Here is a 23,907-nt window from a genome sequence, read left to right on the forward strand (position 1 = left end):
TCGGGCCCTCCTCTACTTTCCGGGCGCGGGGGGCGCGGTGGTGAGCAGGGGCTTGGGTGAGGTCTCGCCTTCGGGCACCCCGAACGCCGTGATGGCGAACACGAGGGCCAGCGCGGCCGCGAGGCCGATGGCGGCGGCGACGAATGCGCGCATGCCGGGGCTCCGAAATCTGATGAGGCGTCAGAGATGGGGCACCGTAGCAACGCGGGGGCGAGATGAGAACCGTTCGGGCCGCAGATCAGCACTGGGCCGCCCGAGGGATCTCGGCGCCCGCCGGCACGCCCGCCCCCGCGTTGCACGCGGCGGGGCACCCACCCCGTGGAACACTGATCATCAACGGAACGTAATCAAACGATTACACACGATGATCGGAGAAGTGATGCAGAGACGTCGACTCAAGGCTGCGGCCCTGGTTGTGCCGGTCGTGGCCGCGCTCAGTCTCGGCAACACCGCGGACGCGACCTCCCTGGCGGCCATTCCGTGCGACGTCACCGCACTCAACAACGCGATCGACGCCGCGAACAACAACACCGGACCGCACACCATCCGGCTCGCACCCAAATGCGTCTACAACGTCCTCACTCCCGCGTCGACCGGCGGTCTCGGCCCCAACGCCCTGCCCCGGATCACGGGCACCGTCACGCTGCTGGGAGACAAGACCACCATCCGACGGGATCCCGACGCGACCGAGGGCTTCCGCATCGCGGAGATCGACGGCCCCGGCGGGCGCCTGACGGTCGAGGGCGTCACCGCGACCGGTGGCGGCTATCTCGACTACGCCGGCACCTACCTGCCCACGGACGGCGGGACGCTCATCCTCAAGCACAGCACCGTGACCAACAGCACGGCGAACCAGGGGGGCGCCATCTATGTGAACCAGAGCAGCACCCTTGAGATCCACGACAGCGTCGTGCGGGACAGCGCGGCGCAGCGGGGTGGCGCCATCTACAACGGGCCGGGAAGCACCACCCTGCTGCAGAAGGCCAAAGTGGTGCGGAACCAGGCCACGGAGCTGGGGGGCGGCCTCTTCACCGCCGGGGTCTCCATGACCATCAAGAACTCGCACATCGAGGGCAACCGCGCCTTCCAGCAGGGCGGCGGAATCTACAACGACCGCTCTCCGCTGGACATCTCCTCGACGACCATCGCGGACAACCGCGCGGGCCAAACGGGTGGCGGCATCGCCAATGACGGCACCACCACGCTGACGGACACAAAGGTGCGGCGCAACATCGCGCTCAACGGCGGCGGCGTCTGGCAAGGGCCCAATGCCAGCGCCCTGACCCTCGTCAGGAGCCGGATCGTCGAGAACACGCCCAACAACTGCCGGCCCGTCGGGGCGATTCCCGGCTGCACCGGCTGATTCCGGCTCGCTCCGCGAGCCCGGCATGATCCACGAGACGCGGCCCGGCCTCGTACAGCCGGCGAACCACTAGGTGTGTTGCCCGGGGGTCGGCCGGGGCACCGCCGGGGTGGAGGACGGGGACGCGGTGGGCTTCGGCGTGCGTGACGAGCTCGGCGTCGGGCTGGACGTCGGGGTCGGCGTGGGAGTGGGCGTCGGGGTCGGTGAGGGCTTCGGGTCCGGCTTGGGCGTAGCCGTCGGGGTCGGCGTAGGCGTCGGATCCGGCGTTGGGGTCGGGGTCGGGGTGGGAGTGGGCGTCGGGGTCGGGGTCGGGGTCGGTGAGGGCGTAGGCGTGGGCTTCGGGTCCGGCGTCGGGGTCGGCGTAGGCGTCGCCTTCGGGTCCGGCGTAGGCGTAGGCGTCGGGGTCGGCTTCGGGGTCGGCTTCGGGGTGGGGCTCGGGGGCGGCGTCGTGGGGGTCGCCGGGCCCGTACCGGGCCGGTCCGGGACCTCGTGCGTCCCCTTCAGGTAGTACGTGAACCAGGACCGCACCGTGCGCAGGTACTCCGTGGAGTGGTTGTAGGAGAGCACGGCCCGGTCCAGGTCCGCCTCCACCCGCAGGTCGCGGCTGCCCGCGCACAGGTACCGGGCGGCCGCCAGGGCCGCGTCGTGCACGTTGTTCGGGTTGCGCCGGCCGTCGCCGTCCGCGTCCTGGCCCCACGCCGCCCACGTGGAGGGGATGAACTGCATCGGCCCGACGGCCCGGTCGTAGCGGGAGTCCCCGTCGTAGGCGCCGCCGTCCGTGTCCGAGATGTTCGCGAAGCCGTTGCCGTCGAGCACGGGCCCCAGGATCGGCCGGAGGGTGGTCCCGGCCGCGTCGACCTGCCCGCCGCGCGCCTGCCCGGACTCCACCTTGCCGATCGCCGCGAGGAGTTGCCAGCGCAGTCCGCAGCCGGGGTCGCTCTGCCCGACCTTCTTCTCCGCGCCCAGGTACGCCGCGAGCACGCTCGCCGGTATCCCCTGCGCCCCTTCCGCGGGCCCGGTCGCGGCCGGCACCCCGGCCGCGGCCTCGGGGACCGCCGGCGGCTGCGCGGGCTTCGGCCCCTCCTCCGGCAGCAGCACGTCCGGTGGCTGCGGGCTCACCAGCGGCGGGAGTTCGGTGAAGTAGGCGGAGTCGCCTCCGGCCGTGTCCGCGGCCGCCTGCGGCTGCGGTTGCGGCTGCGCGGCGGACTCCCCGGCGGCGGAGAGCCGGTCGGTGCTCCCGCCCGCCGGGCCCTGGGACGCGGTCACCGCGGCGACCACCAGAGCGGAGACCAGCGCGGCGGTCGTTCCCCTGCGCAACCTGCGTCCGATTATTCGAGCCGACATGAGCCGGACCCCTCCCCCTCGACGTCCGCGTGACCCTACGTCAACTCGCTGCACACAGCACGCAAGGAGGGCGGGAATTCACCACATCCCCACGTCCCGAGGCAGGTCACGGATACTGGCTGGACCCTTCGGGAGCATTGGCCCGAAGTAAGGAACGTCCACAGGAAATCCCAGGAGAGGCGCCATGCCGTTCACTCTCAGCCACGCGGCCGCCGTACTTCCGGCCATCCGCCGGACCGGGCGTGCGCGCGGCCCCCTCGTCGCCTCCGCGCTCGTCCTCGGGTCGTTCGCGCCGGACACCTTCTACTTCACGGACGCGGTCGTCGAGGGCGTCCTGACGTACGGGGCCTTCACGCACTCGCTGCCGGGCGTCCTCACACTGGACGCCCTGCTGACCGCCGTACTGGTGGGCTTCTGGCTCCTGCTGCGCGAGCCGCTGATCGCACTCCTGCCGCGCCGCCAGCGGGGCAGGGTCCACGCCTTCGTGCGGGGCGAGGCATGGCGCGAGCGTCCCCGGCCGGCGGCGCTCGTCGGCTGGTTCTACGTCTCGGCGGCCCTCGGGTCCCTGACCCACGTGGCGTGGGACAGCTTCACCCACCACGACCGCTGGGGCACGAACGCGCTGCCCGATCTCGCCGAGCCGCTCGCCTACGGCCTGCCGGGCTACTCCTTCCTGCAGTACGGCACTTCGGCCGTCGCCGCATGCGCCCTGCTCTGGTTCACGGCGACCGCCCTGCGCCGGCTTCCCGCGCTCCCGGCCCCCGCGTCCGTGCCGGTGCTCTCCCGCGCGGAGCTCTGGGGTGCGCTCGCCCTGCTCGTGGTGTGCGTGGCGGCCGGGGTCACCAGGCGCGTACTGCGCTTCTTCGACTTCTTCGACCGGATCCGTACGCCGCTCGACATCATCCCGACCGTCTGCTTCGGCGCGGGCGCCGGACTGACCGTGGCGCTGCTGCTCTACGGGGTCCTCGTGCGGCTGCGGCACCGCCGCGACCGCACCGGGCGCCCCGCGGACGAGGAAACGCGGACGCCCGTCCCCACCGCCTGAGCGGCGGGGACGGGCGCCGGGTGTGCCGTACGGCGATCAGTGCGCGGCGGACTCCCAGTCCGGGCCGACGCCCACCGACACGTCCAGCGGGGCCCGGAGCTCGACGGCGGCGCCCATCTCGCGCCGGACCAGCTCCTCGACCTGCTCGCGCTCGCCCGGGGCGATCTCCAGCACGATTTCGTCGTGGACCTGGAGCAGCATCCGCGACCGCAGGCCGGCCTCGGCGATCGCCTTGTCCACGCGCAGCATCGCGACCTTGACGATGTCGGCGGCGGTGCCCTGGATGGGGGCGTTGAGCGCCATCCGCTCGGCGGCCTCGCGGCGCTGGCGGTTGTCGCTGTTGAGGTCGGGCAGGTACCGGCGGCGGCCGAAGATCGTCGCCGTGTATCCGGTGGCGCGGGCCTCGTCGACGACCCGGCCGAGGTAGTCGCGGACCCCGCCGAACCGCTCGAAGAAGGTCTCCATCAGGCCGCGCGCCTCGGCGGGCTCGATGTTCAGCTGCTGGGCGAGGCCGAACGCGGAGAGCCCGTAGGCGAGTCCGTACGACATGGCCTTGATCTTGCGGCGCATCTCGGCGTCGACCTCGGACCGCTCCACGCCGAACACCTGGGAGGCGACGGTGGTGTGCAGGTCCTCGCCGGTCGCGAACGCCTCGATCAGGCCCTCGTCCTCGGAGAGGTGGGCCATGACGCGCAGCTCGATCTGGCTGTAGTCGGCCGTCATCAGGGACTCGAAGCCCTCGCCGACGACGAAGCCGCGGCGGATGGCCCGGCCTTCGTCGGTGCGCACCGGCACGTTCTGCAGGTTGGGGTCGGTGGAGGACAGCCGGCCGGTCGCGGCGACGATCTGGCTGAAGCTGGTGTGCACCCGGCCGTCGGCGCCGATGGTCTTGACCAGGCCCTCGACGGTGACGCGCAGCTTGGCCTGCTCCCGGTGCCGCAGCATGATCACCGGGAGTTCGTGGTCGGTCTGCGTGGCCAGCCAGGCCAGCGCGTCCGCGTCCGTGGTGTAGCCGGTCTTGGTCTTCTTCGTCTTCGGCAGGTCCAGCTCGCCGAAGAAGACCTCCTGGAGCTGCTTGGGCGAGCCGAGGTTGAACTCGTGGCCGACGGTGGCGTGCGCCTCCTTGACGGCCTGCTGCACGGCTCCCGCGAACTGCTGCTCCATGGCCTCCAGGTGGTCGCGGTCGGCGGCGATGCCGGAGCGCTCCATCCGGGCGAGGAGTTCGGAGGTGGGCAGCTCCATGTCGTGGAGCAGCTCCGCGGCGCCGACCTCGGCGAGCTTGTCCGTGAAGGCGTCGCCCAGGTCCAGGACCGCGCGGGCCTGTCCCATCAGGGCCTCGGCCTCGGCGGTCTCGTCGGCGCCGAAGGCCAGCTGCCCGTCGGCGGCGGCGGGCGCCAGCTCGCGGTGCAGGTACTCCATGGACAGGGCGTCCAGGGCGAAGGACCGGCGGCCCGGCTTGACCAGGTAGGCGGCGAGCGCGGTGTCCATGGCGACACCGGCGAGGGTCCAGCCGTGCTCGGGGAAGACCCGCATCAGGCCCTTGGCGTTGTGCACGACCTTGGGCCTCGCCGCGTCGGCGGCCCAGGCCGCGAAGGCCCGCTCGTCCGCCTCGTCCAGCTCGGCGGGCGTGAACCAGGCGGCGGCGCCGCCGGCCGCGGCCAGCGCGATCTCGGTGACGCTGCCCTGGCCGAGCGCCCAGCTGTCGACGGTCGCGATGCCCAGCGGGCCGCCCGCGTGGCTCTCCAGCCAGGGCGCCAGCTCGCCGGTGGCCAGGACGGAAGCGTCCAGTTCCACTCCGGCCGCCGGAGCCGGGGCCTCCTCCACGGCAGCGCCCGGGTCCACGGCGAGCAGCCGCTCGCGCAGCGAGGCGTTGCGGATCTCCAGTACGTCCAGCACGCCGAGCATGGCGGTCCGGTCGTAGGGGACGCGGACCAGGTCGGCCGGGGTCTTGGGCAGCTCGACGTCCTTGACCATCTCGGTCAGGACCCGGTTGAGCTTGACGGCCTCCAGGTGGTCCCGGAAGTTCTGCCCGGCCTTGCCCTTGACCTCCTCGGCGCGCTCCACGAGCTCGGCGAACGACCCGAACTGGGTGATCCACTTGGCCGCGGTCTTCTCACCGACGCCCGGGATGCCCGGCAGGTTGTCGGACGGGTCGCCGCGCAGTGCCGCGAAGTCCGGGTACTGCTGCGGGGTGAGGCCGTACTTCTCCTCGACCTTCTCCGGGGTGAACCGGGTGAGCTCGGAGACGCCCTTGGTCGGGTAGAGCACGGTGGTGTGCTCGGAGACGAGCTGGAAGGAGTCCCGGTCGCCGGTGACGATCAGCACGTCGAAGCCGGCCGCCTCGGCCTGCGTCGCCAGCGTCGCGATCACGTCGTCGGCCTCGAAGCCCTCGACCGCGAACCGCGGCACGTGCATCGTGTCGAGCAGCTCGCCGATCAGCTCGACCTGCCCCTTGAACTCGTCGGGGGTCTTGGAGCGGTTCGCCTTGTACTCGGGGAACTCCGTCGAACGCCACGTCTTGCGGGAGACGTCGAACGCCACCGCGAAGTGCGTAGGGGCCTCGTCGCGCAGCGTGTTCGCCAGCATCGACGCGAATCCGTAGATGGCGTTGGTCGGCTGCCCCGTCGCGGTCGTGAAATTCTCCGCGGGCAGCGCGAAGAACGCCCGGTACGCCAGGGAGTGCCCGTCCATGAGCATCAGGCGGGGGCGGTCCCCTGCGGTCGTCTGGTCCGTCTTCTTCGATGCTGAATCTGCCACGCACCGATCCTAGGCGCCCCCACCGACAATTCCGGCCCGCCGCCTCCCCCGGCGCATCCTCCCCACCGGACGCCCCCGGCGCACGCGGCCGGGGCGCGGTGAGCACCGGACCGCCCTCCCCGGATTCCGTGGTCCGTGCAAGGATCGACGGACGCGGCCACACGTGCTGCATACGGACAAACGCTCGAAGGGGAGCGCGATGGCGACCAAGCCGCCCACGGACGATCCGGTACAGGACGCACCGCAGTTCACACCGCCCAAGCGCGCCGCCGCAGGCCTGCCGGCGATCGGCCACACCCTGCGGATCGCCCATCAGCAGATGGGCGTGGCCCGCACCGCCCGCACGCTCCTCAAGGTCAACCAGAAGGACGGCTTCGACTGCCCGGGCTGCGCCTGGCCCGAGGGCGACAAGCGGCACACGGCCGAATTCTGCGAGAACGGCGCCAAGGCCGTCGCGGAGGAGGCCACGCTGCGCCGGGTCACCCCCGAGTTCTTCGCCGCGCATCCGCTGGCCGACCTCGCGACGCGTTCCGGCTACTGGCTGGGCCAGCAGGGCCGCATCACTCAGCCCATGCTCCTGGAGACAACAGGGGCCGGGTCCGGTGACGGCGACGGCGACCGGTACGAGCCGGTCAGCTGGGAGCGTGCCTTCGCGATCATCGCCGAGGAGCTGAACGCCCTCGGCTCCCCCGACGAGGCCCTCTTCTACACCTCGGGCCGCACCAGCAACGAGGCCGCGTTCCTCTTCCAGCTCTTCGCCCGCGAGTTCGGCACCAACAACCTGCCCGACTGCTCCAACATGTGCCACGAGTCCTCGGGCTCCGCACTGACCGAGACCATCGGCATCGGCAAGGGCAGCGTCTCCCTCGAAGACCTCCACCAGGCCGAGCTGATCATCGTCGCCGGGCAGAACCCGGGCACCAACCACCCGCGCATGCTCTCCGCCCTGGAGAAGGCCAAGACCGCCGGCGCGAAGATCATCTCGGTGAACCCGCTGCCCGAGGCCGGCACGGAACGGTTCAAGAACCCGCAGACCCCGATCGGCATGTTCAAGGGCACCGCCCTCACCGACCTCTTCCTGCAGATCCGCATCGGCGGCGACCAGGCCCTCTTCCGCCTCCTCAACAAGCTCGTCATCGAGACGGAGGGCGCCACCGACGAGGCCTTCATCCGCGAGCACACCCACGGCTACGAGGAGCTCGCGGCCGCCGCGAAGGAAGCCGACTGGGACGAGACCCTCACCGCGACCGGCCTGACCCGCCCCGAGATCGAGCGGGCCCTGGCCATGATCCTGGCCTCGAAGCGCACCATCGTCTGCTGGGCCATGGGCCTCACCCAGCACAAGCACGCCGTCGCCACCATCCGCGAGGTGGTCAACCTCCTCCTGCTGCGCGGCGACATCGGCCGCCCCGGCGCCGGCGTCTGCCCCGTCCGCGGCCACTCCAACGTGCAGGGCGACCGCACCATGGGGATCTTCGAACGCCCCGCGCCCGCCTTCCTCGACGCCCTCGACAAGGAATTCGGGATCACCTCGCCGCGCGGCCACGGCTACGACGTGGTCCGCTCCATCCAAGCCCTGCGCGACGGCAAGGCCAAGGTCCTCTTCGCGATGGGCGGCAACTTCGTCGGCGCCACCCCCGACACCGAGGTCACCGAGGCCGCCATCCGCAAGGCCTCCCTGACCGTGCACGTCTCCACCAAGCTCAACCGCTCCCACGCGGTCACCGGCCGGCGGGCCCTGATCCTGCCCACCCTCGGCCGTACCGACAAGGACGTACAGGCGAGCGGCAAGCAGTTCGTGACCGTCGAGGACTCCATGGGCATGGTCCACGCCTCCCGCGGCAACCTCGCCCCCGCCTCCCCGCACCTGCTCTCCGAGCCCGCGATCGTGGCCCGCATGGCCCGCGCGGTCCTCGGCGCCGCCTCCGCCACCCCGTGGGAGGAGTTCGAGCGCGACTACGCCTCGATCCGCGAGCGGATCTCCCGCGTGATCCCCGGCTTCGAGGACTTCAACGCCCGCGTCGCCCGCCCCGCCGGCTTCCAGCTCCCGCACGCCCCGCGCGACGAGCGCCGCTTCCCGACGAAGACCGGCAAGGCCAATTTCACCGCCGCGCCCGTGGAGTACCCGCGCGTCCCGGCGGGACGGCTGCTCCTGCAGACCCTGCGCAGCCACGACCAGTACAACACCACGATCTACGGCCTCGACGACCGCTACCGCGGCATCACCGGCGGCCGCCGCGTGGTCATGGTGCACCCGGCCGACGCCGCCGAGCTGGGCCTGGCCGACGGTTCGTACACGGACCTGGTGAGCGAGTGGAAGGACGGCGTGGAGCGGCGCGCGCCCGGCTTCCGCGTCGTGCACTACCCGACCGCCCGCGGCTGTGCGGCCGCGTACTACCCGGAGACCAATGTGCTGGTCCCGCTGGATTCGACCGCGGACATCAGCAACACCCCGGCCAGCAAGTCCGTCGTCGTGCGCTTCGAACCGGCCTGATAGAACGACCTCAGGACAAGATGGTTAACGATCGTTGACGAACGGAGCCTGACCATGGGCGAGCAGCACGCAGTGAAGTTCCCGCAGGAGGTGCTCGACGAGTACACGGCCCTGGGCATCGACCTGCCCTCGCTGTTCTCGGCGGGACACCTGGGCGAGCGGATGGACATCCGCATCCTGGAGGCCTCGGCCGACCGCGTCGTCGGCACCATGCCCGTCGAGGGCAACACCCAGCCGTACGGGCTGCTGCACGGCGGGGCCTCGGCCGTGCTGGCGGAGACCCTCGGCTCGGTCGGTGCCATGATGCACGGCGGCATCACCAAGATCGCCGTCGGTGTGGACCTGAACTGCACCCACCACCGGGGCGCCCGCTCCGGCATCGTCACCGGCGTCGCCACCCCGGTGCACCGCGGCCGCTCGACCGCCACCTTCGAGATCGTCATCACCGACGAGCAGGACAAGCGGATCTGCACCGCCCGCCTGACCTGTCTGCTGCGTGACGCCGACCAGGTCGCCGCGGGCGCCTGACACCGGGCCGCCGGGCCGCCGGCCCGGCCCGCCGGCCACACGGCTCCACGGCACCACAGCGCCGCCCTGCACCACCCGACAGGCCCGGACCCCGCCCCTGCGGCGGCGGATCCGGGCCTGCGTGCGTTCCCGGACGGCACCGCACCCGCCAACCGCCCGGAATCCGCCAGTCCGCACGCTTGGCGGTGACATCTGTTGTGTCACCAATGGTCACCGCCTACCGTCCCCCCATGGGGACCATGCCACGCACGGCCCGGTACGCCGCCCACATCCTCCTCGCGGCGCTCGCCCTGACCGGATGCTCATCCTCCGCGCCACCCCCCGCGGCGGCTTCCGCGAGCCCTTCCACCACTCCCCCCTCGCCCGTACAGGTGTGCACGAGCCTCGTGTCCTACTGGGCGAAGGAGACCCTCATGGGCACGAAATGGTCCGGCCTCGACTGGGAGCAGAAGGGCCTGTCCAACGACCAGTACGCGATCCACGAGGACGCCGTGGCCGCAGGGCGCGCCGAGGAGCGAACTACCGGGCGGGACAAGGCACTTGAGCTGATCGACCGGTTCGTGGCGCAGCGCTGCGCCGACGAGGGCGGCGCGATGCGCAGTTCGGAGAACTGGCGCCCGTCGACGTGACCGAGGTCACCGCATTTCCGAGCACGCTGTCCGGCTTCCGGGCACATGCCCCGGCAGGAACGAACCGCAGGTGAAGGGCCGTGCCGCCACCCGAACAAGATCCATTCGGATTCGAAAGTGCCCTCTTGACCGTCACCCTCCGTAATGCACGCAAGGGTCGGAATCCGCCTTTTCCCTTAAGAAAGACCACTCGGAGGATTCCTTTGGACACGCGCAGCCACATTCGGCCGAAAATGATCTAAGACAGGTGCATGAAGGCCTCAAGCCCCTTAGGAGAACTGGTAATTCTCAGGATGCGGACACCCCCCAAGGTAAGAAAACGTCCGATTTGTCCACACTCCCGCTACACATTCTTGGCCTTGGCATAACAAGAGCGTCACATCCTCCTTTCCCTGCTCCCCGTGCTCGCCACCTCGGGCCTAGAGTCACGGCCAGTCACCGCGCCGCAGGGCGCAATCAGCACGGCCGTGGACCTCCCAGTGCGGCCCGGCGACCTAACGGCACCTCTCCACGAGAGAGCCGCGCCAGGGAAAGGAAGAATCGTGCGACACCGTTCTTTGCTCGTCCTCACCACCGTGATCACCACGGGAGCACTGACCCTCACCGCTTGCGGATCGCGCGACGGCGGAGACTCCAAGGACAACGGCGGCGGCAAGAAGACCACCGTCATCATCGGTGTGGACGCCCCGCTCACGGGCTCGCTCTCCGCGCTCGGCCAGGGCATCAAGAACTCCGTCGACCTCGCGGCCAAGACGGCCAACAAGAACAACGAGGTCCCGGGCATCGAGTTCAAGGTCGAGGCCCTCGACGACCAGGCGGTCCCCGCCTCCGGTCAGGCCAACGCCACCAAGCTCGTCGGCAACAAGGACGTCCTCGGCGTCGTCGGCCCGCTGAACTCCGGCGTCGCCCAGCAGATGCAGGGCGTCTTCGCCTCCGCCAACCTGGCGCAGGTCTCCCCCGCCAACACCAACCCCGCGCTCAGCCAGGGCGACAACTGGGGCAAGGGCGAGTTCAAGCGCGGCTTCAAGACCTACTTCCGCACCGCCGCCACCGACGTGGTCCAGGGCAAGTTCGCCGCCCAGTACCTCTTCAAGGACGCCGGCAAGAAGAAGGTCTTCATCGTCGACGACAAGCAGACCTACGGCGCCGGCCTCGCCGCGATCTTCGCCGAGGAGTTCAAGAAGCTCGGCGGCGAGGTCGTCGGCACCGACCACGTCACCGTGAAGGAGACCGACTTCTCCTCCACCGCCGACAAGGTCAAGTCCTCCGGCGCCGACTCCGTCTACTTCGGCGGCCAGTACCCCGAGGGCGGCCTGCTCGCCGACCAGATCAAGAAGACCGGCGCCAACGTCCCCCTCATGGGCGGCGACGGCATCCAGGACCCGGCCTTCATCAGCGCCTCCGGTGAGGCCAACGAGGGCGACCTCGCCACCTCCATCGGCTACCCGGTCGAGAAGCTGGACACCGCCAAGAAGTTCATCGAGGACTACAAGACCGAGGGTTACAAGGACCCGTACGCCGCCTACGGTGGCTACTCCTACGACGCCGGCTGGGCCGTCATCCAGGCCGTCAAGGCCGCCGTCGCCGCCAACAGCGGCAAGCTGCCCACCGACGCCCGCGCCAAGGTCGTCGAGGCGCTCGGCAAGGTCTCCTTCGAAGGCGTGACCGGCAAGGTCGCCTTCGACGAGTACGGCGACACCACCAACAAGCAGCTCACCGTCTACAAGGTCGAGGGCGGCAAGTGGGTCGACGTCAAGAGCGACACCTTCAACCAGTAAGCCCGTAATCCCCAGCAACACCCGTACCACCTGAACCAACGCCGCGCGAGGGCGCAAACAGCGCCCTCGCGCGGAGTCTTATCCGACACGCTCATCGGAGGCCCTGCGGTGCACGAACTGCCGCAACAGCTGGCCAACGGCCTGGCCCTCGGTGCTCTCTATGGTCTCATCGCCATCGGGTACACCATGGTCTACGGCATCGTCCAGCTCATCAACTTCGCCCACGGCGAGATCTTCATGATCGGCGGCTTCGGCGCACTCAGCGCCTACGCCATCCTCCCGACCGGCACCTCCCTGCTGATCGCGATACCCGTCATGATCGTCGGAGGTGCCGCCACCTCCGTCGCCGTGGCCTGCGCAGCCGAACGCTTCGCCTACCGCCCACTGCGCAGCGCCCCCAGGCTCGCACCCCTCATCACCGCAATCGGCCTCTCGATCGCGCTCCAGCAGCTCGTCTGGCAGTTCTACCCGGACGCCAAGAAGGCCGTCAGCTTCCCTGAGTTCAAGGGCGCCGCCTTCAAGATCACGGACAGCCTCGCCATCCAGCGCGCGGACCTCTTCGTCCTCATCCTCGCCCCGCTCTGCATGCTCGCCCTCGGCATCTTCGTCCAGAAGAGCCGCAGCGGCCGCGCCATGCAGGCCACCGCGCAGGACCCGGACACCGCGAAGCTGATGGGCATCAACACCGACCGCATCATCGTCATGGCCTTCGCCATCGGTGCCGCGTTCGCCGCCGTCGCAGCCGTCGCCTACGGCCTCGACAAGGGCCAGATCAACTTCGAGATGGGCTTCATCCTCGGCCTCAAGGCCTTCACCGCAGCCGTCCTCGGCGGCATCGGCAACATCTACGGAGCCATGGTCGGCGGCGTCGTCCTCGGACTCGCCGAAGCCCTCTCGATCGCCTACATCGAAGACATCCCCGGCATGTCGCAGCTCGGCGGTGGCGCCTGGTCCAACGTCTGGGCCTTCGTACTCCTCATCGTCGTCCTCCTCGTGCGGCCACAAGGCCTGCTCGGTGAGCGCGTCGCGGATCGGGCGTGAGAACCATGACCACCAACACCACCCCGCAGACCGCCGACACGGTGAAGCAGGGCCCCGCGCCCACCACCCTCCTCTACGCGGTCATCGCCGGCAGCCTCCTCACCATCGTCAGCGCCTTCCTCGCGTGGACCTGGACCTCCGAATTCCCCGGAGACCTGACCTACTACGGCAGCCCCGCCGACATCCAGTACGTCACCCTCGCCGGAGCAGCCCTCACCCTCGCCTTCGCGCTCTCCGCGCTCGGCGTCAAGGGCTTCCGCTGGCTCGCCCCCGCCGGCACCCGCAAGGCCCTCTTCTTCCTCACCCTCGGCAACCTCGCCGCCACCTGGTTCACGGTCATCGCCATCACCGTCGTCCTCGGCGGAGTCGTCAACCTGGAACCCGGCTCCTACGTCGCCCTCCTCGGCACGTTCATCCCGGTCCTCGCCGTGAACAAGCTCGCCGACGACACCCGCAAGGCGGCCCCCGCCAAGCAGCTGCCCTCCTGGGCCGAGATCCTCATCATCACCGGCGTCTTCGCCATCGGCCTCTTCGTCATCACCTTCGGCATCGACACCGATGACAAGGAACCGCAGCTCTTCGTCGCCTACCTGATCACCGTCGGCCTCGCCGCCTTCGCGCTGAACAAGTCCGGCCTCTTCGCCCGCCTCGGCGGCCTCACCGCCAAGTACCGCCAGGTCACCCTGATCGGCACCGCGGCCGCCGCCATCGCCTTCCCCTTCATCCAGCAGAGCGGCGACACCTACACGCTCATCGCGGTCAACATCCTGATCTTCGCGACCGTCGCCCTCGGCCTCAACGTCGTCGTCGGCCTCGCCGGCCTCCTCGACCTCGGCTACGTCGCCTTCCTCGGCGTCGGCGCCTACGCCGCAGCCCTGGTCTCCGGAAGCACCGCATCCGCCTTCGGCATCCACCTGCCCTTCTGGGCAGCGGTCATCGTCGGCGCCCTCGCCTCGCTCATCTTCGGCGTGGTCATCGGAGCCCCGACCCTGCGCCTGCGCGGCGACTACCTCGCCATCGTCACCCTCGGCTTCGGAGAAATCTTCCGCATCGCCATGGGCAACCTCGACGGCACCTCCGGCCCCGACATCACCAACGGCCCCAACGGCATCCCCAACATCCCCCACCTCGAACTCTTCGGGTGGAACTTCGGGGAATCCCACGTGGTCGGCGGCATCACCCTCGGCGCCTACGCCAACTACTACTTCCTGATGCTGCTCGTCATGGCCCTGGTCGTCGTGGTCTTCGCCCGCGCCGGCAGCAGCCGCATCGGCCGCGCCTGGGTCGCCATCCGCGAGGACGAGACCGCCGCCGAAGCCATGGGCATCAACGGCTTCAAGGTCAAGCTCATCGCCTTCGCCCTCGGCGCCACCCTCGCCGGCCTCGCCGGCACCGTCCAGGCACACGTCAACAGCACGGTCGTCCCCGAGAACTACGTCTTCGCCGGGCCCGTCCCGCCGAACTCCGCGTTCCTCCTCGCCGCCGTCATCCTCGGCGGCATGGGCACCATCCGCGGCCCCATCCTCGGCGCCGCACTGCTCTTCCTGATCCCCGCGAAGCTGGCCTTCCTCCAGGACTACCAGCTCCTCGCGTTCGGCATCGCCCTCATCCTGCTCATGCGCTTCCGCCCCGAAGGCCTCATCGCCAACAAGCGCGCGCAGCTCGAGTTCCACGACGACACCGCTGACCAGGCCCCCACGGACCTGGCCACCGCCAAGGCGGGGGCGTGAACAACATGACGACCACCACGGACACCACCACCGCAACGAAGACCACGGTTCTCGAAGCCAAGGGCGTCACCATGCGCTTCGGCGGCCTCACCGCCGTCAAGGGCGTCGACCTCCAGGTCAACTCGGGCGAGATCGTCGGCCTCATCGGCCCCAACGGCGCCGGCAAGACCACCTTCTTCAACTGCCTCACCGGGCTGTACGTCCCCACCGAGGGATCCGTCAGCTACAAGGGCACCGTCCTGCCTCCCAAGCCCCACAAGGTCACCGAGGCCGGCATCGCCCGCACCTTCCAGAACATCCGGCTCTTCCACAACATGACCGTGCTGGAGAACGTCCTCGTCGGACGCCACACCCGCACCAAGGAAGGCCTCTGGTCCGCCCTGCTGCGCGGCCCCGGCTTCAAGAAGGCCGAAGCCGCCAGCGAAGCGCGCGCCATGGAACTCCTCGAGTTCATCGGCCTGGAGAACAAGGCCCAGCACCTGGCCAAGAACCTCCCCTACGGCGAACAGCGCAAGCTGGAAATCGCCCGAGCCCTCGCCAGCGACCCCGGCCTCATCCTCCTGGACGAGCCCACCGCCGGCATGAACCCGCAGGAAACCCGCGCTGCCGAAGAACTCATCTTCGCCATCCGCGACATGGGCATCGCCGTCCTCGTCATCGAGCACGACATGCGCTTCATCTTCAACCTCTGCGACCGCGTCGCCTGCCTCGTCCAGGGCGAAAAGCTCATCGAAGGCACCGCGTCCGAGGTCCAGGGCGACGAGCGCGTCATCGCCGCCTACCTCGGCGAGCCCTTCGAGGGCGACCCGGGCGCCGCCGACGACGCCGCGGTCGAGGCGGCCGAAGCCGCCGCCGACGCCGCAGCACCGGCCGAAGCCGAGCCCGAGGCGGAGACCGAGACGGAGGCCGAGACTGCGGCCGACGCCGAGGTTGAGGCCGAGGCTGCGGCCGAGGTCGAGGCCGACGCCGCCGAGACGGACGCCGAACCCGAAGCGGAGGCGGACGCCGACGGCGACACCGACGCCCCGGCCGACACCGACTCGGACAGCACCACCAGCACCACCAGCACGGAAGGAGAGGCCAAGTGACCGCACTGCTCAAGGTCGAAGACCTCAAGGTCGCCTACGGCAAGATCGAAGCCGTCAAGGGAATCTCCTTCGAAGTCAACGAAGGCGAAATCGTCTGCCTCGTCGGCACCAACGGCGCCGGCAAGACGACCACCCTGCGCACCCTCTCCGGCCTCATCAAGCCCAAGAGCGGCAGCATCACCTTCGACGGCCAGCCCCTCGCCGCCGTCCCCGCCCACAAGATCGTCTCCCTGGGCCTCGCCCACTCCCCCGAGGGACGCCACATCTTCCCCCGGCTGACGATCGCCGAAAACCTCCAGCTCGGCGCCTTCCTGCGCACCGACAAGGAGGGCATCGAGAAGGACGTCCAGCGCGCCTACGAGATGTTCCCCATCCTGGGCGAGCGTCGCAAGCAGGCCGCCGGCACCCTCTCGGGCGGCGAGCAGCAGATGCTCGCCATGGGCCGCGCGCTCATGTCCCGCCCCAAGCTCCTGATGCTGGACGAGCCCTCCATGGGCCTGTCCCCGCTGATGATGCAGAAGATCATGGCGACCATCAAGGAACTCAAGGCCACGGGCATGACCATCCTGCTCGTCGAGCAGAACGCCCAGGCTGCGCTCTCGCTCTCCGACACCGCGCACGTGATGGAGATCGGCAAGATCGTTCTCTCCGGCACCGGCCGCGACCTCCTCCACAACGAGGACGTCCGCAAGGCCTACCTCGGCGAGGACTGACACAACGTGTGAGGCCCGCCTCCCCTCGGGGGGAGGCGGGCCTCACGCATGTCCGGGGGCGGCCGCTACTTGCCGCTCTCCTTCTTCTTCGCCTCAGCGTCCTCGATGACCACCTCGGCGACCTGCTGCATGGACATCCGACGGTCCATGGACGACTTCTGGATCCACCGGAAGGCGGCGGGCTCGGTCAGCCCGTACTGGGTCTGCAGGATGCTCTTCGCCCGGTCCACCAGCTTGCGGGTCTCCAGCCGCTGCGAGAGGTCCGCGACCTCCTGCTCCAGCGCGCGCAGCTCCGCGAAGCGGGAGACGGCCATCTCGATGGCGGGCACCACGTCGCTCTTGCTGAACGGCTTCACGAGGTACGCCATGGCACCGGCGTCCCGGGCCCGCTCGACGAGGTCGCGCTGCGAGAACGCGGTGAGCATCAGGACGGGCGCGATGGACTCCTCCGCGATCTTCTCGGCCGCGGAGATCCCGTCCAGGACGGGCATCTTCACGTCGAGGATCACCAGGTCGGGACGGTGCTCGCGCGCGAGCTCGACGGCCGTCTGCCCGTCGCCGGCCTCGCCGACGACGGAGTAGCCCTCTTCTTCGAGCATCTCCTTGAGATCGAGACGGATGAGCGCCTCGTCCTCGGCGATGACGACCCGGGTCGTCAGCGGCGGAACGTGCGACTGGTCGGCGTCGGGCGTGGGCGTCGACTCGTGCTCGGCGGTCACGGATGCTCCTCGGTGCAAGGCGGTTAAGCTCCCACGAGCCTACCTAGCTCCTGTATGTTTGTGACACGGAGGGTCTTAGGTATCCTTCGTTTCGAAGGGGCCCCGGTAGCCCAGCGGTAGAGGCGATGGATTCAAAACCCATTCAGCGTCGGTTCGAATCCGACCCGGGGTACTTCTCCTTCAATTTCAAGGTCGCCAAGCAAAATATTGCGATCTTCACTCGTCACGGTGAACGAAACTTCGAATTGCGACCAACCGGGCGAATAACAGCGAAGCTCCTGCCTCGTGGAGCACAATCCCGCGATACGCGAACAAGCCGTCCTGCTGCTGCGCCGAGGCGTGACCAATCGAGCAGTGGCCGAGAATCTCGGTGTACCCCGGGGCACTGTCGGCTGGTGGCGACACCAGGACCGGAAGAGCCGCGGCGAAACCTACGAGCCGCTCACCGACTGCCCGAGGTGCACCGGCCTCGACCTCGACCGGCCCACGTACGCCTATCTCCTCGGTCTCTATCTCGGCGACGGCCACATCATCTCGAAGTACAAGCAGCACCACCTGTCCATCTTTTGCGACGCCACCTGGGTGGGCCTCATCGACGCCGCCGAGGAGGCCATGCATCTCGTGATGCGCATCCCCCGTGTCAGCCGTCGGCAGCGACAGGGATGTGTCGAGGTGCAGTCCCACTCGACCCACTGGACATGCCTGTTCCCGCAGCACGGGCCCGGCAAGAAGCACGAGCGGCGGATCGCTCTCGAAGGGTGGCAGCAGGAGATCGTCGACGCTCACCCGTGGGCGTTCCTGCGGGGGCTGATTCATTCCGACGGGTGTCGGGTCACCAACTGGACCGTCCGGAACGGGAAGCGCTACGAGTACCCGCGGTACTTCTTCACCAACAAGTCCGACGACATCCGGAAGCTCTGCACCGACACGCTGACCAAGGTCGGGGTCCGGTGGACGGTGCTGGCTCGGGGCAGTGATCCGTTCAACGTGTCCGTCGCGCGGAAGGACTGCGTCGCCCTCATGGACGCCCACATCGGGCCGAAGTACTAGGTCTGCGCGCCCGGGCCGCTCCCTTGCGCCCCGGGGCGACCCGTTGCCATGACCGGCCCCGGGTCGGACGATTCCCGGCGAGAGAAGAGGGCCCTTCGCCTCCAGGGGGATCCATGGACTCCAACACGATCATCACCACCTGCGCGACGGCCGCGGCGGTGGGCTCGCTCTGGGCCAGCACCGTCCAGGCCCGGGCGCTGAAGGTGCACAACCGGACTTCCGTAATGCCCCACCTGCAGATCCGGCAGGTGAAGAACTACGAGAACGGCCGCACGGGGCTCCAGGTGCTCAACGTGGGTCTGGGCCCTGCGCTGGTCACCCGGTCGACGGTGGAGCTGGACGGGGTACCGGTCGGGCAGTGGGACTGGCCGACTTTCGAGTCCATGTCCGCGGACTGGCCCCAGAGGCCCAGCATGTACGCGCTGTTCGGCGGCGTCAGCTTCCCCATGGGCGATTGCCAGTACCTCGTCCACCTCGACGACTACGACGAGGCGCGGCACGCCTGGTTCTGGGAGCTGGTGGCCGGTCGGCTGTCCATCGAGATCGAGTACGAGTCCTTCTACTGGGGGGACAACCTGAGGGCTGTGCCCCCGCCACTCTAGGCCGGGTCCGACAGGGCTGCTTGGGCCGTGGGGTTCAGGGGTGTGGTTCCGGGTCGGTGGCGAGGCGGGCGTGGAGGTGTTCGTCGTGGTGGGTGCCGTCGCCGAAGAGGTGGGACTGGCGGAGGGTGCCTTCGGGGAGGTATCCGCAGCGTTGGGCGACGTGGCAGGAGGCCTGGTTGCCGGTGGCGTGGGCGAGCTCGATGCGGCGGGCGTCGGCGGTGTGGAAGCCCCAGGTGGTGACGGCGCGGGTGGCGCGGGTGGCGAGGCCGCGTCCGCGGGCGTGGGGCAGGAGCCAGTAGCCGATCATGGCGAGGCCGTCGGTGCGGTCGACCCAGCGGAGGTTGACGGTGCCGAGGAGGGTGCCGTCGGTGGTGGTCCGGGCGGCGAAGGCGGCGCCGGTGCCGTGGTTCCAGGCGTTGTCGCGGGATTCGAGCCAGGTCTGGGCGGCTTTGTGGTCGGCTGTGGCGAGGGGGTTCCAGAGGGCGATCGCCGGGTCGGCGGCGGCGGCGACGAGGTCGTCCAGCAGTTCCGGTCCTGCGGGTTCTCGGCCCCATGGGTGGAGGAGTGTGTCGCCGAGGTCGAGCGTGGTGCGGACGAACGTCGGTGGGTGGGTGCTCATGGTGCTCTTCCTACTGGGGCGTCGGGTCTGTCGCCAGCTCTTTTCCTTCGGTTGCGGGGGGGGGTGGGTGGGTGTCCGCGTCGGGCGCGGTGCCCGACGCGGTGTGTTGCGTGGGTCAGTGGACCGCGTCGCCGATGTGGTGGATGCGGACGAGGTTGGTGGAGCCGGTGACGCCGGGGGGTGAGCCGGCGGTGATGACGACGGTGTCGCCGGGTACGCAGCGGCCGATGCGCAGGAGTTCTTCTTCGACTTGGGCGACCATGGCGTCGGTGGAGCCGACGTGGGGGCCGAGGAAGGTTTCGACGCCCCAGGTGAGGTTGAGCTGGGAGCGGGTGGCGGGGTCGGGGGTGAAGGCGAGGAGGGGGATGGGTGAGCGGTAGCGGGAGAGTCGGCGGACGGTGTCGCCGCTCTGGGTGAAGGCGACGAGGAATTTGGCGTCGAGGAAGTCGCCCATTTCGGCGGCTGCGCGGGCGACGGCTCCGCCTTGGGTGCGGGGTTTGTTGCGGTCGGTGAGTGGGGGGAGGCCCTTGGCGAGGATGTCTTCTTCGGCGGCTTCGACGATGCGGGACATGGTGCGGACGGTTTCGATGGGGTATTTGCCGACGCTGGTTTCGCCGGAGAGCATGACGGCGTCGGTGCCGTCGATGATGGCGTTGGCGACGTCGCTGGCTTCGGCTCGGGTGGGGCGGGAGTTTTCGATCATCGAGTCGAGCATTTGGGTGGCGACGATGACGGGTTTGGCGTTGCGCTTGGCGAGTTTGATGACGCGCTTTTGGACGATGGGGACTTGTTCGAGGGGCATTTCGACGCCGAGGTCGCCGCGGGCGACCATGATGCCGTCGAAGGCGGCGACGATGTCGTCGATGTTTTCGACGGCTTGGGGCTTTTCGATCTTGGCGATGACGGGGAGGCGTCGGCCTTCTTCGTCCATGATGCGGTGGACGTCTTCGATGTCGCGGCCGCTGCGGACGAAGGAGAGGGCGATGACGTCGGCGCCGGTGCGCAGGGCCCAGCGGAGGTCTTCGATGTCTTTTTCGGAGAGGGCGGGGACGGAGACGGCTACGCCGGGGAGGTTGAGGCCTTTGTGGTCGGAGACCATGCCGCCTTCGATGACGCGGGTGTGGACGCGGGGGCCGTCGACTGCGGTGACTTCGAGGGTGACGCGGCCGTCGTCGACGAGGATGAGTTCGCCGGTGGTGACGTCGGTGGCGAGGCCTTTGTAGGTGGTGCCGCAGGTGTGGCGGTCGCCTTGGTGGTCTTCGACGGTGATGGTGAATTCGTCGCCGCGTTCAAGGAGTACGGGTCCTTCGTGGAAGCGGCCGAGGCGGATCTTCGGGCCTTGAAGGTCGGCGAGGATGCCGACGCTGCGGCCGGTCTCGTCGGAGGCCTTGCGTACGCGCTGGTAGCGCTCCTCGTGTTCGGCGGTGGTGCCGTGGCTGAGGTTGAGGCGGGCGATGTCCATTCCGGCTTCGACCAGGGCTTTGATCTGGTCGTATGAGTCGGTTGCGGGGCCCAGGGTACATACGATTTTCGCTCGGCGCATGAGGCGAGCGTATTCCCCTACCTGCGGGTAGGTAATCGCTTCCAGGTGTCCACTCAACAACCTTTGAGCAAAAGCTTGTTGACAACTGTTGAATGTGCATGGGGGTGCTCTGATGAGCACCCCCGGGCGTGGTTTTTGTAGGTTCTTCAGAGTTGTGGAGGGGTCATGGTGAAGCGGGCGTTCACCTGTGCGTAGACGGTCTGGCGCTGGGGTTCGAGGTCGAGCGGCGGGGGGCCGGCATCCTCGGCGGCGCTGAAGGCCATGGTGCGCATGCCGGCGCCGGGGGTGGCGGCGAAGGGGGCGGCGTTCTCGGCGCCGAGGTCGGCGAGTTCGACGAGGGCGGCGAGGTTCGCGCCGAGGGCGTCGGCGTATTCGCGGGCGCGCTGGACGGCTTCGAGGACGGCTTGGCGGCGGGCTCGGCCGTGGGCGGGTGAGGTGGGGCGCAGGGCCCACCAGGGTCCGTCGATCTGGGTGAGTTCGAGGTCGGCGAGGCGGGTGGTGAGTTCGCCGAGGGTGGTGAAGTCGCTGAGTTCGGCGGTGATGTGGACGCGGCCGTGGTAGGCGCGGATGCGTTCGGCGCGGCCGTGGCGGGTGAGTTCGGGGGTGATGGAGAAGGCGCCGGTTTCGAGTTTCTCGACGGGGTCGCCGTAGCTCTTGATGAGGTCGAGGGCGGCGTTGTTGCGGCGGGTGAGGTCTTCGAGTGCGGTGCGGCGGTCGGTGCCGCGGGCGCTGACGGTGATTCCGATGCGGGCGATCTCGGGGTCGACTTCGATGCGGGCTTCGCCGCGGACTGCTACGCGGGGTACTTCGGGGGTTCCGTAGGGCTGGTGCGATGCGTCCTGGGTCATGGTTTCACTGTCGCACCGTCGCTCGTTCGGGTGCGGTCATCGGATCGAAACCTGGTGGGGGTGTTGCGGCTTGTTACTCGTGGGTCAGAATCTACGCGCGTTGTTCAGGCCTCAAAAGGGAGATGGCATGGCGTTCGACCGTAGGACTTTCCTGGGTAGCACGGCGGCGACGGGTGCTGCGGTGGCGTTGGCGGGGGCCACGGGCTCTCCGGCCGCGGCGGCCGTGCAGGAGGTGAAGGGGTCCGGGTCCGGGGCGCGGACGTACGCGTTCACGGTGATGGGTACGACCGACTTGCACGGCAATGTCTTCAACTGGGACTACTTCACGGACAAGGAGTTCGACGACAAGGCGCACAACGACGTCGGTCTGGCGAAGATTTCCACGTTGGTGAACCAGGTGCGGGCGGAGAAGGGGCGGCGCAACACGCTGCTGATCGACGCGGGTGACACGATCCAGGGCACGCAGCTTTCGTACTACTACGCGAAGGTGGATCCGATCACCGCGCGGCGGGGTCCGGTGCACCCGATGGCGCAGGCGATGAACGCGATCGGTTATGACGCGGCGGCGCTGGGGAACCACGAGTTCAACTACGGCATACCGGTGCTGCGGAAGTTCGAGGAGCAGTGTGATTTCCCGCTGCTGGGGGCGAACGCGCTGGATGCGCGGACGCTGCGGCCGGCGTTCGCGCCGTACAGCATGCACAAGCTGCGCACGCCGTGCGGGCGGGACGTGAAGGTGGCGGTGCTGGGGCTGACGAACCCGGGTATCGCGTTGTGGGACAAGGCGAACGTGCAGGGCAAGATGACGTTCCCGGGGCTGGAGGAGCAGGCGGCGAAGTACGTGCCGAAGCTGCGGTCGATGGGTGCCGATGTGGTGATCGTGTCGGCGCATTCGGGTTCGAGCGGTACGTCGTCGTACGGGGACCAGTTGCCGTACGTGGAGAACGCGGCGGCGCTGGTGGCGGAGCAGGTGCCGGGGATCGACGCGATCCTGGTGGGGCACGCGCACACGGAGATTCCCGAGTACCGGGTGAAGAACAAGGCGACCGGCAAGGACGTGGTGCTGTCCGAGCCGCTGAAGCGGGGTCAGCGGCTGACGCTGTTCGACTTCGAGCTGTCGTGGGTGAAGGGCCGCTGGTCGGTGGCGAAGGTCGCGGCGAAGGTGCTGAACTCGAACACGGTGGCGGAGGACCCGAAGATCACGGGGTTGCTGTCGGACGAGCACCGCAAGGTCGTGGCGTACGTGAACCAGGTGATCGGTACGTCGACGCAGGCGATGTCGTCGGCGGAGGGGCCGGTCAAGGATGTCGCGATCATCGATCTGATCAACCATGTGCAGGCGGAGACGGTGAAGGGGGCGCTGGCCGGTTCGGAGTGGGCGGCGCTGCCGGTGCTGTCGCAGGCGTCGTGTTTCTCGCGGACGGCGGCGATCCCGTCGGGTCAGGTGACGATCAAGGATGCGGCGGGTCTGTATCCGTTCGAGAACACGATGGAGGCGCGGCTGCTGACGGGTGCGCAGGTGAAGGACTATCTGGAGTACTCGGCGCGGTACTACGTACAGACGGCGCCGGGTGTTCCGGTGGATCCGGCGAAGCTGACGAACGCCGAGGGCGTGCCGGACTACAACTACGACGCGGTGTACGGGTTGGTGTACGACATCGACATCGCGCAGCCGGTGGGTTCGCGGATCACGGGGTTGTCGTTCCAGGGGAAGCCGGTGGATCCGGCGGCGCAGTTCGTGCTGGCGGTGAACAACTACCGGGCTTCGGGTGGCGGTAACTTCCCGCACGTTCCGCAGGCGAAGCAGGTGTGGGCGAACTCGGACGAGATCCGTAACACGATCATCCAGTGGGTGAAGGCGAAGGGGACGGTCGATCCGGCGCAGTTCGCGTCGGTGGACTGGCGTCTGACGCGGGCCGGGGTCGCGGTTTTCTAGCGTCTTCGGGATCCTGTCGGATCGGCCCGGCGGGGTGGCCGGCCGCGGTGTGCTGCGGCCGGCCACTCCTGGTGGTGCGG

20 protein-coding genes and 1 tRNA gene are annotated in these 23,907 nt (G+C 69.1%); 14 read left to right on the plus strand and 7 right to left on the minus strand.

Going from position 1 to position 23,907, the window contains the following annotated elements; genetic code table 11:
- Positions 1–12: 12 nt before the first annotated feature.
- Positions 13–153 (minus strand): SPW_0924 family protein, encoded by a 141-nt coding sequence (locus JYK04_RS13050; RefSeq protein ID WP_150256957.1) that lies wholly within the window; start codon positions 151–153, stop codon positions 13–15.
- Positions 154–379: 226 nt separating this feature from the next.
- On the opposite strand from JYK04_RS13050, the gene JYK04_RS13055 reads away from it, so the two are divergent.
- Positions 380–1,363: a right-handed parallel beta-helix repeat-containing protein gene (locus tag JYK04_RS13055; RefSeq protein WP_229875143.1), complete on the plus strand. Its 984-nt coding sequence runs from the start codon at positions 380–382 to the stop codon at positions 1,361–1,363.
- 69 nt (positions 1,364–1,432) lie between these two features.
- On the opposite strand, the gene JYK04_RS13060 is transcribed toward JYK04_RS13055, so the two are convergent.
- The gene (locus JYK04_RS13060) at positions 1,433–2,707 is read right to left on the minus strand and encodes a lytic transglycosylase domain-containing protein (RefSeq protein ID WP_189736003.1); all 1,275 of its coding nucleotides are present in this window, start codon (positions 2,705–2,707) and stop codon (positions 1,433–1,435) included.
- Between the two features lie 184 nt (positions 2,708–2,891).
- Here JYK04_RS13060 and JYK04_RS13065 point away from each other — a divergent pair, with 184 nt between their 5' ends.
- On the plus strand, positions 2,892–3,752 hold the full coding sequence (locus JYK04_RS13065) for a DUF4184 family protein (RefSeq protein WP_189736005.1): 861 nt from the start codon (positions 2,892–2,894) through the stop codon (positions 3,750–3,752).
- A 36-nt stretch (positions 3,753–3,788) separates the two neighbouring features.
- Here the strand turns inward: JYK04_RS13065 and polA are convergent, their stop codons facing one another.
- Entirely contained in the window at positions 3,789–6,509 is a 2,721-nt protein-coding gene (gene polA, locus JYK04_RS13070; protein ID WP_189736007.1) for a DNA polymerase I, read from the minus strand.
- A 199-nt stretch (positions 6,510–6,708) separates the two neighbouring features.
- Between polA and JYK04_RS13075 the strand changes: the two genes are divergently transcribed.
- The 8 genes from JYK04_RS13075 (at position 6,709) to JYK04_RS13110 (ending at position 16,510) form a co-directional block, all read left to right on the plus strand.
- On the plus strand, positions 6,709–9,003 hold the full coding sequence (locus JYK04_RS13075) for an FdhF/YdeP family oxidoreductase (RefSeq protein WP_189736009.1): 2,295 nt from the start codon (positions 6,709–6,711) through the stop codon (positions 9,001–9,003).
- Between the two features lie 54 nt (positions 9,004–9,057).
- Complete coding sequence (locus JYK04_RS13080) at positions 9,058–9,531, plus strand: PaaI family thioesterase (RefSeq protein WP_189736011.1); 474 nt, start codon at positions 9,058–9,060, stop codon at positions 9,529–9,531.
- A gap of 230 nt (positions 9,532–9,761) precedes the next feature.
- Positions 9,762–10,160: a hypothetical protein gene (locus JYK04_RS13085; RefSeq protein ID WP_229875144.1), complete on the plus strand. Its 399-nt coding sequence runs from the start codon at positions 9,762–9,764 to the stop codon at positions 10,158–10,160.
- A 542-nt stretch (positions 10,161–10,702) separates the two neighbouring features.
- The gene (locus JYK04_RS13090) at positions 10,703–11,938 is read left to right on the plus strand and encodes a branched-chain amino acid ABC transporter substrate-binding protein (RefSeq protein WP_189736014.1); all 1,236 of its coding nucleotides are present in this window, start codon (positions 10,703–10,705) and stop codon (positions 11,936–11,938) included.
- 108 nt (positions 11,939–12,046) lie between these two features.
- Complete coding sequence (locus tag JYK04_RS13095) at positions 12,047–12,979, plus strand: branched-chain amino acid ABC transporter permease (protein ID WP_030762336.1); 933 nt, start codon at positions 12,047–12,049, stop codon at positions 12,977–12,979.
- Between the two features lie 5 nt (positions 12,980–12,984).
- Entirely contained in the window at positions 12,985–14,709 is a 1,725-nt protein-coding gene (locus JYK04_RS13100) for a branched-chain amino acid ABC transporter permease (protein ID WP_189736016.1), read from the plus strand.
- A 5-nt stretch (positions 14,710–14,714) separates the two neighbouring features.
- On the plus strand, positions 14,715–15,797 hold the full coding sequence (locus JYK04_RS13105; protein ID WP_189736592.1) for an ABC transporter ATP-binding protein: 1,083 nt from the start codon (positions 14,715–14,717) through the stop codon (positions 15,795–15,797).
- Complete coding sequence (locus JYK04_RS13110) at positions 15,794–16,510, plus strand: ABC transporter ATP-binding protein (RefSeq protein WP_189736018.1); 717 nt, start codon at positions 15,794–15,796, stop codon at positions 16,508–16,510. The genes JYK04_RS13105 and JYK04_RS13110 overlap by 4 nt, the downstream gene beginning before the upstream one ends.
- Before the next feature lie 65 nt (positions 16,511–16,575).
- On the opposite strand, the gene JYK04_RS13115 is transcribed toward JYK04_RS13110, so the two are convergent.
- Positions 16,576–17,229 (minus strand): ANTAR domain-containing response regulator, encoded by a 654-nt coding sequence (locus tag JYK04_RS13115; RefSeq protein ID WP_030008501.1) that lies wholly within the window; start codon positions 17,227–17,229, stop codon positions 16,576–16,578.
- 99 nt (positions 17,230–17,328) lie between these two features.
- Between JYK04_RS13115 and JYK04_RS13120 the strand changes: the two genes are divergently transcribed.
- The 3 genes from JYK04_RS13120 to JYK04_RS13130 all read left to right on the plus strand — a co-directional run bounded on the left by JYK04_RS13120 (position 17,329) and on the right by JYK04_RS13130 (position 18,881).
- A tRNA-Leu gene (locus JYK04_RS13120) sits at positions 17,329–17,401 on the plus strand.
- A gap of 113 nt (positions 17,402–17,514) precedes the next feature.
- Positions 17,515–18,279 carry a helix-turn-helix domain-containing protein gene (locus JYK04_RS13125; protein WP_229875145.1) on the plus strand — a complete coding sequence of 255 codons (765 nt, stop codon included), beginning with the start codon at positions 17,515–17,517 and terminating at the stop codon, positions 18,277–18,279.
- A 113-nt stretch (positions 18,280–18,392) separates the two neighbouring features.
- Positions 18,393–18,881, plus strand: a complete 489-nt coding sequence (locus tag JYK04_RS13130; protein WP_189736020.1) for a hypothetical protein — start codon at positions 18,393–18,395, stop codon at positions 18,879–18,881.
- Positions 18,882–18,915: 34 nt separating this feature from the next.
- On the opposite strand, the gene JYK04_RS13135 is transcribed toward JYK04_RS13130, so the two are convergent.
- The 3 genes from JYK04_RS13135 to JYK04_RS13145 form a co-directional block, all read right to left on the minus strand.
- Entirely contained in the window at positions 18,916–19,500 is a 585-nt protein-coding gene (locus JYK04_RS13135) for a GNAT family N-acetyltransferase (protein ID WP_189736021.1), read from the minus strand.
- A 115-nt stretch (positions 19,501–19,615) separates the two neighbouring features.
- Positions 19,616–21,043: a pyruvate kinase gene (gene pyk, locus JYK04_RS13140; protein ID WP_189736023.1), complete on the minus strand. Its 1,428-nt coding sequence runs from the start codon at positions 21,041–21,043 to the stop codon at positions 19,616–19,618.
- A 146-nt stretch (positions 21,044–21,189) separates the two neighbouring features.
- Positions 21,190–21,891 carry an SIMPL domain-containing protein gene (locus JYK04_RS13145; RefSeq protein ID WP_189736025.1) on the minus strand — a complete coding sequence of 234 codons (702 nt, stop codon included), beginning with the start codon at positions 21,889–21,891 and terminating at the stop codon, positions 21,190–21,192.
- Between the two features lie 127 nt (positions 21,892–22,018).
- Between JYK04_RS13145 and JYK04_RS13150 the strand changes: the two genes are divergently transcribed.
- On the plus strand, positions 22,019–23,827 hold the full coding sequence (locus tag JYK04_RS13150) for a bifunctional metallophosphatase/5'-nucleotidase (RefSeq protein WP_189736026.1): 1,809 nt from the start codon (positions 22,019–22,021) through the stop codon (positions 23,825–23,827).
- Positions 23,828–23,907 lie beyond the last annotated feature (80 nt).

The organism is Streptomyces nojiriensis (assembly GCF_017639205.1).
Classification (GTDB): domain Bacteria; phylum Actinomycetota; class Actinomycetes; order Streptomycetales; family Streptomycetaceae; genus Streptomyces; species Streptomyces nojiriensis.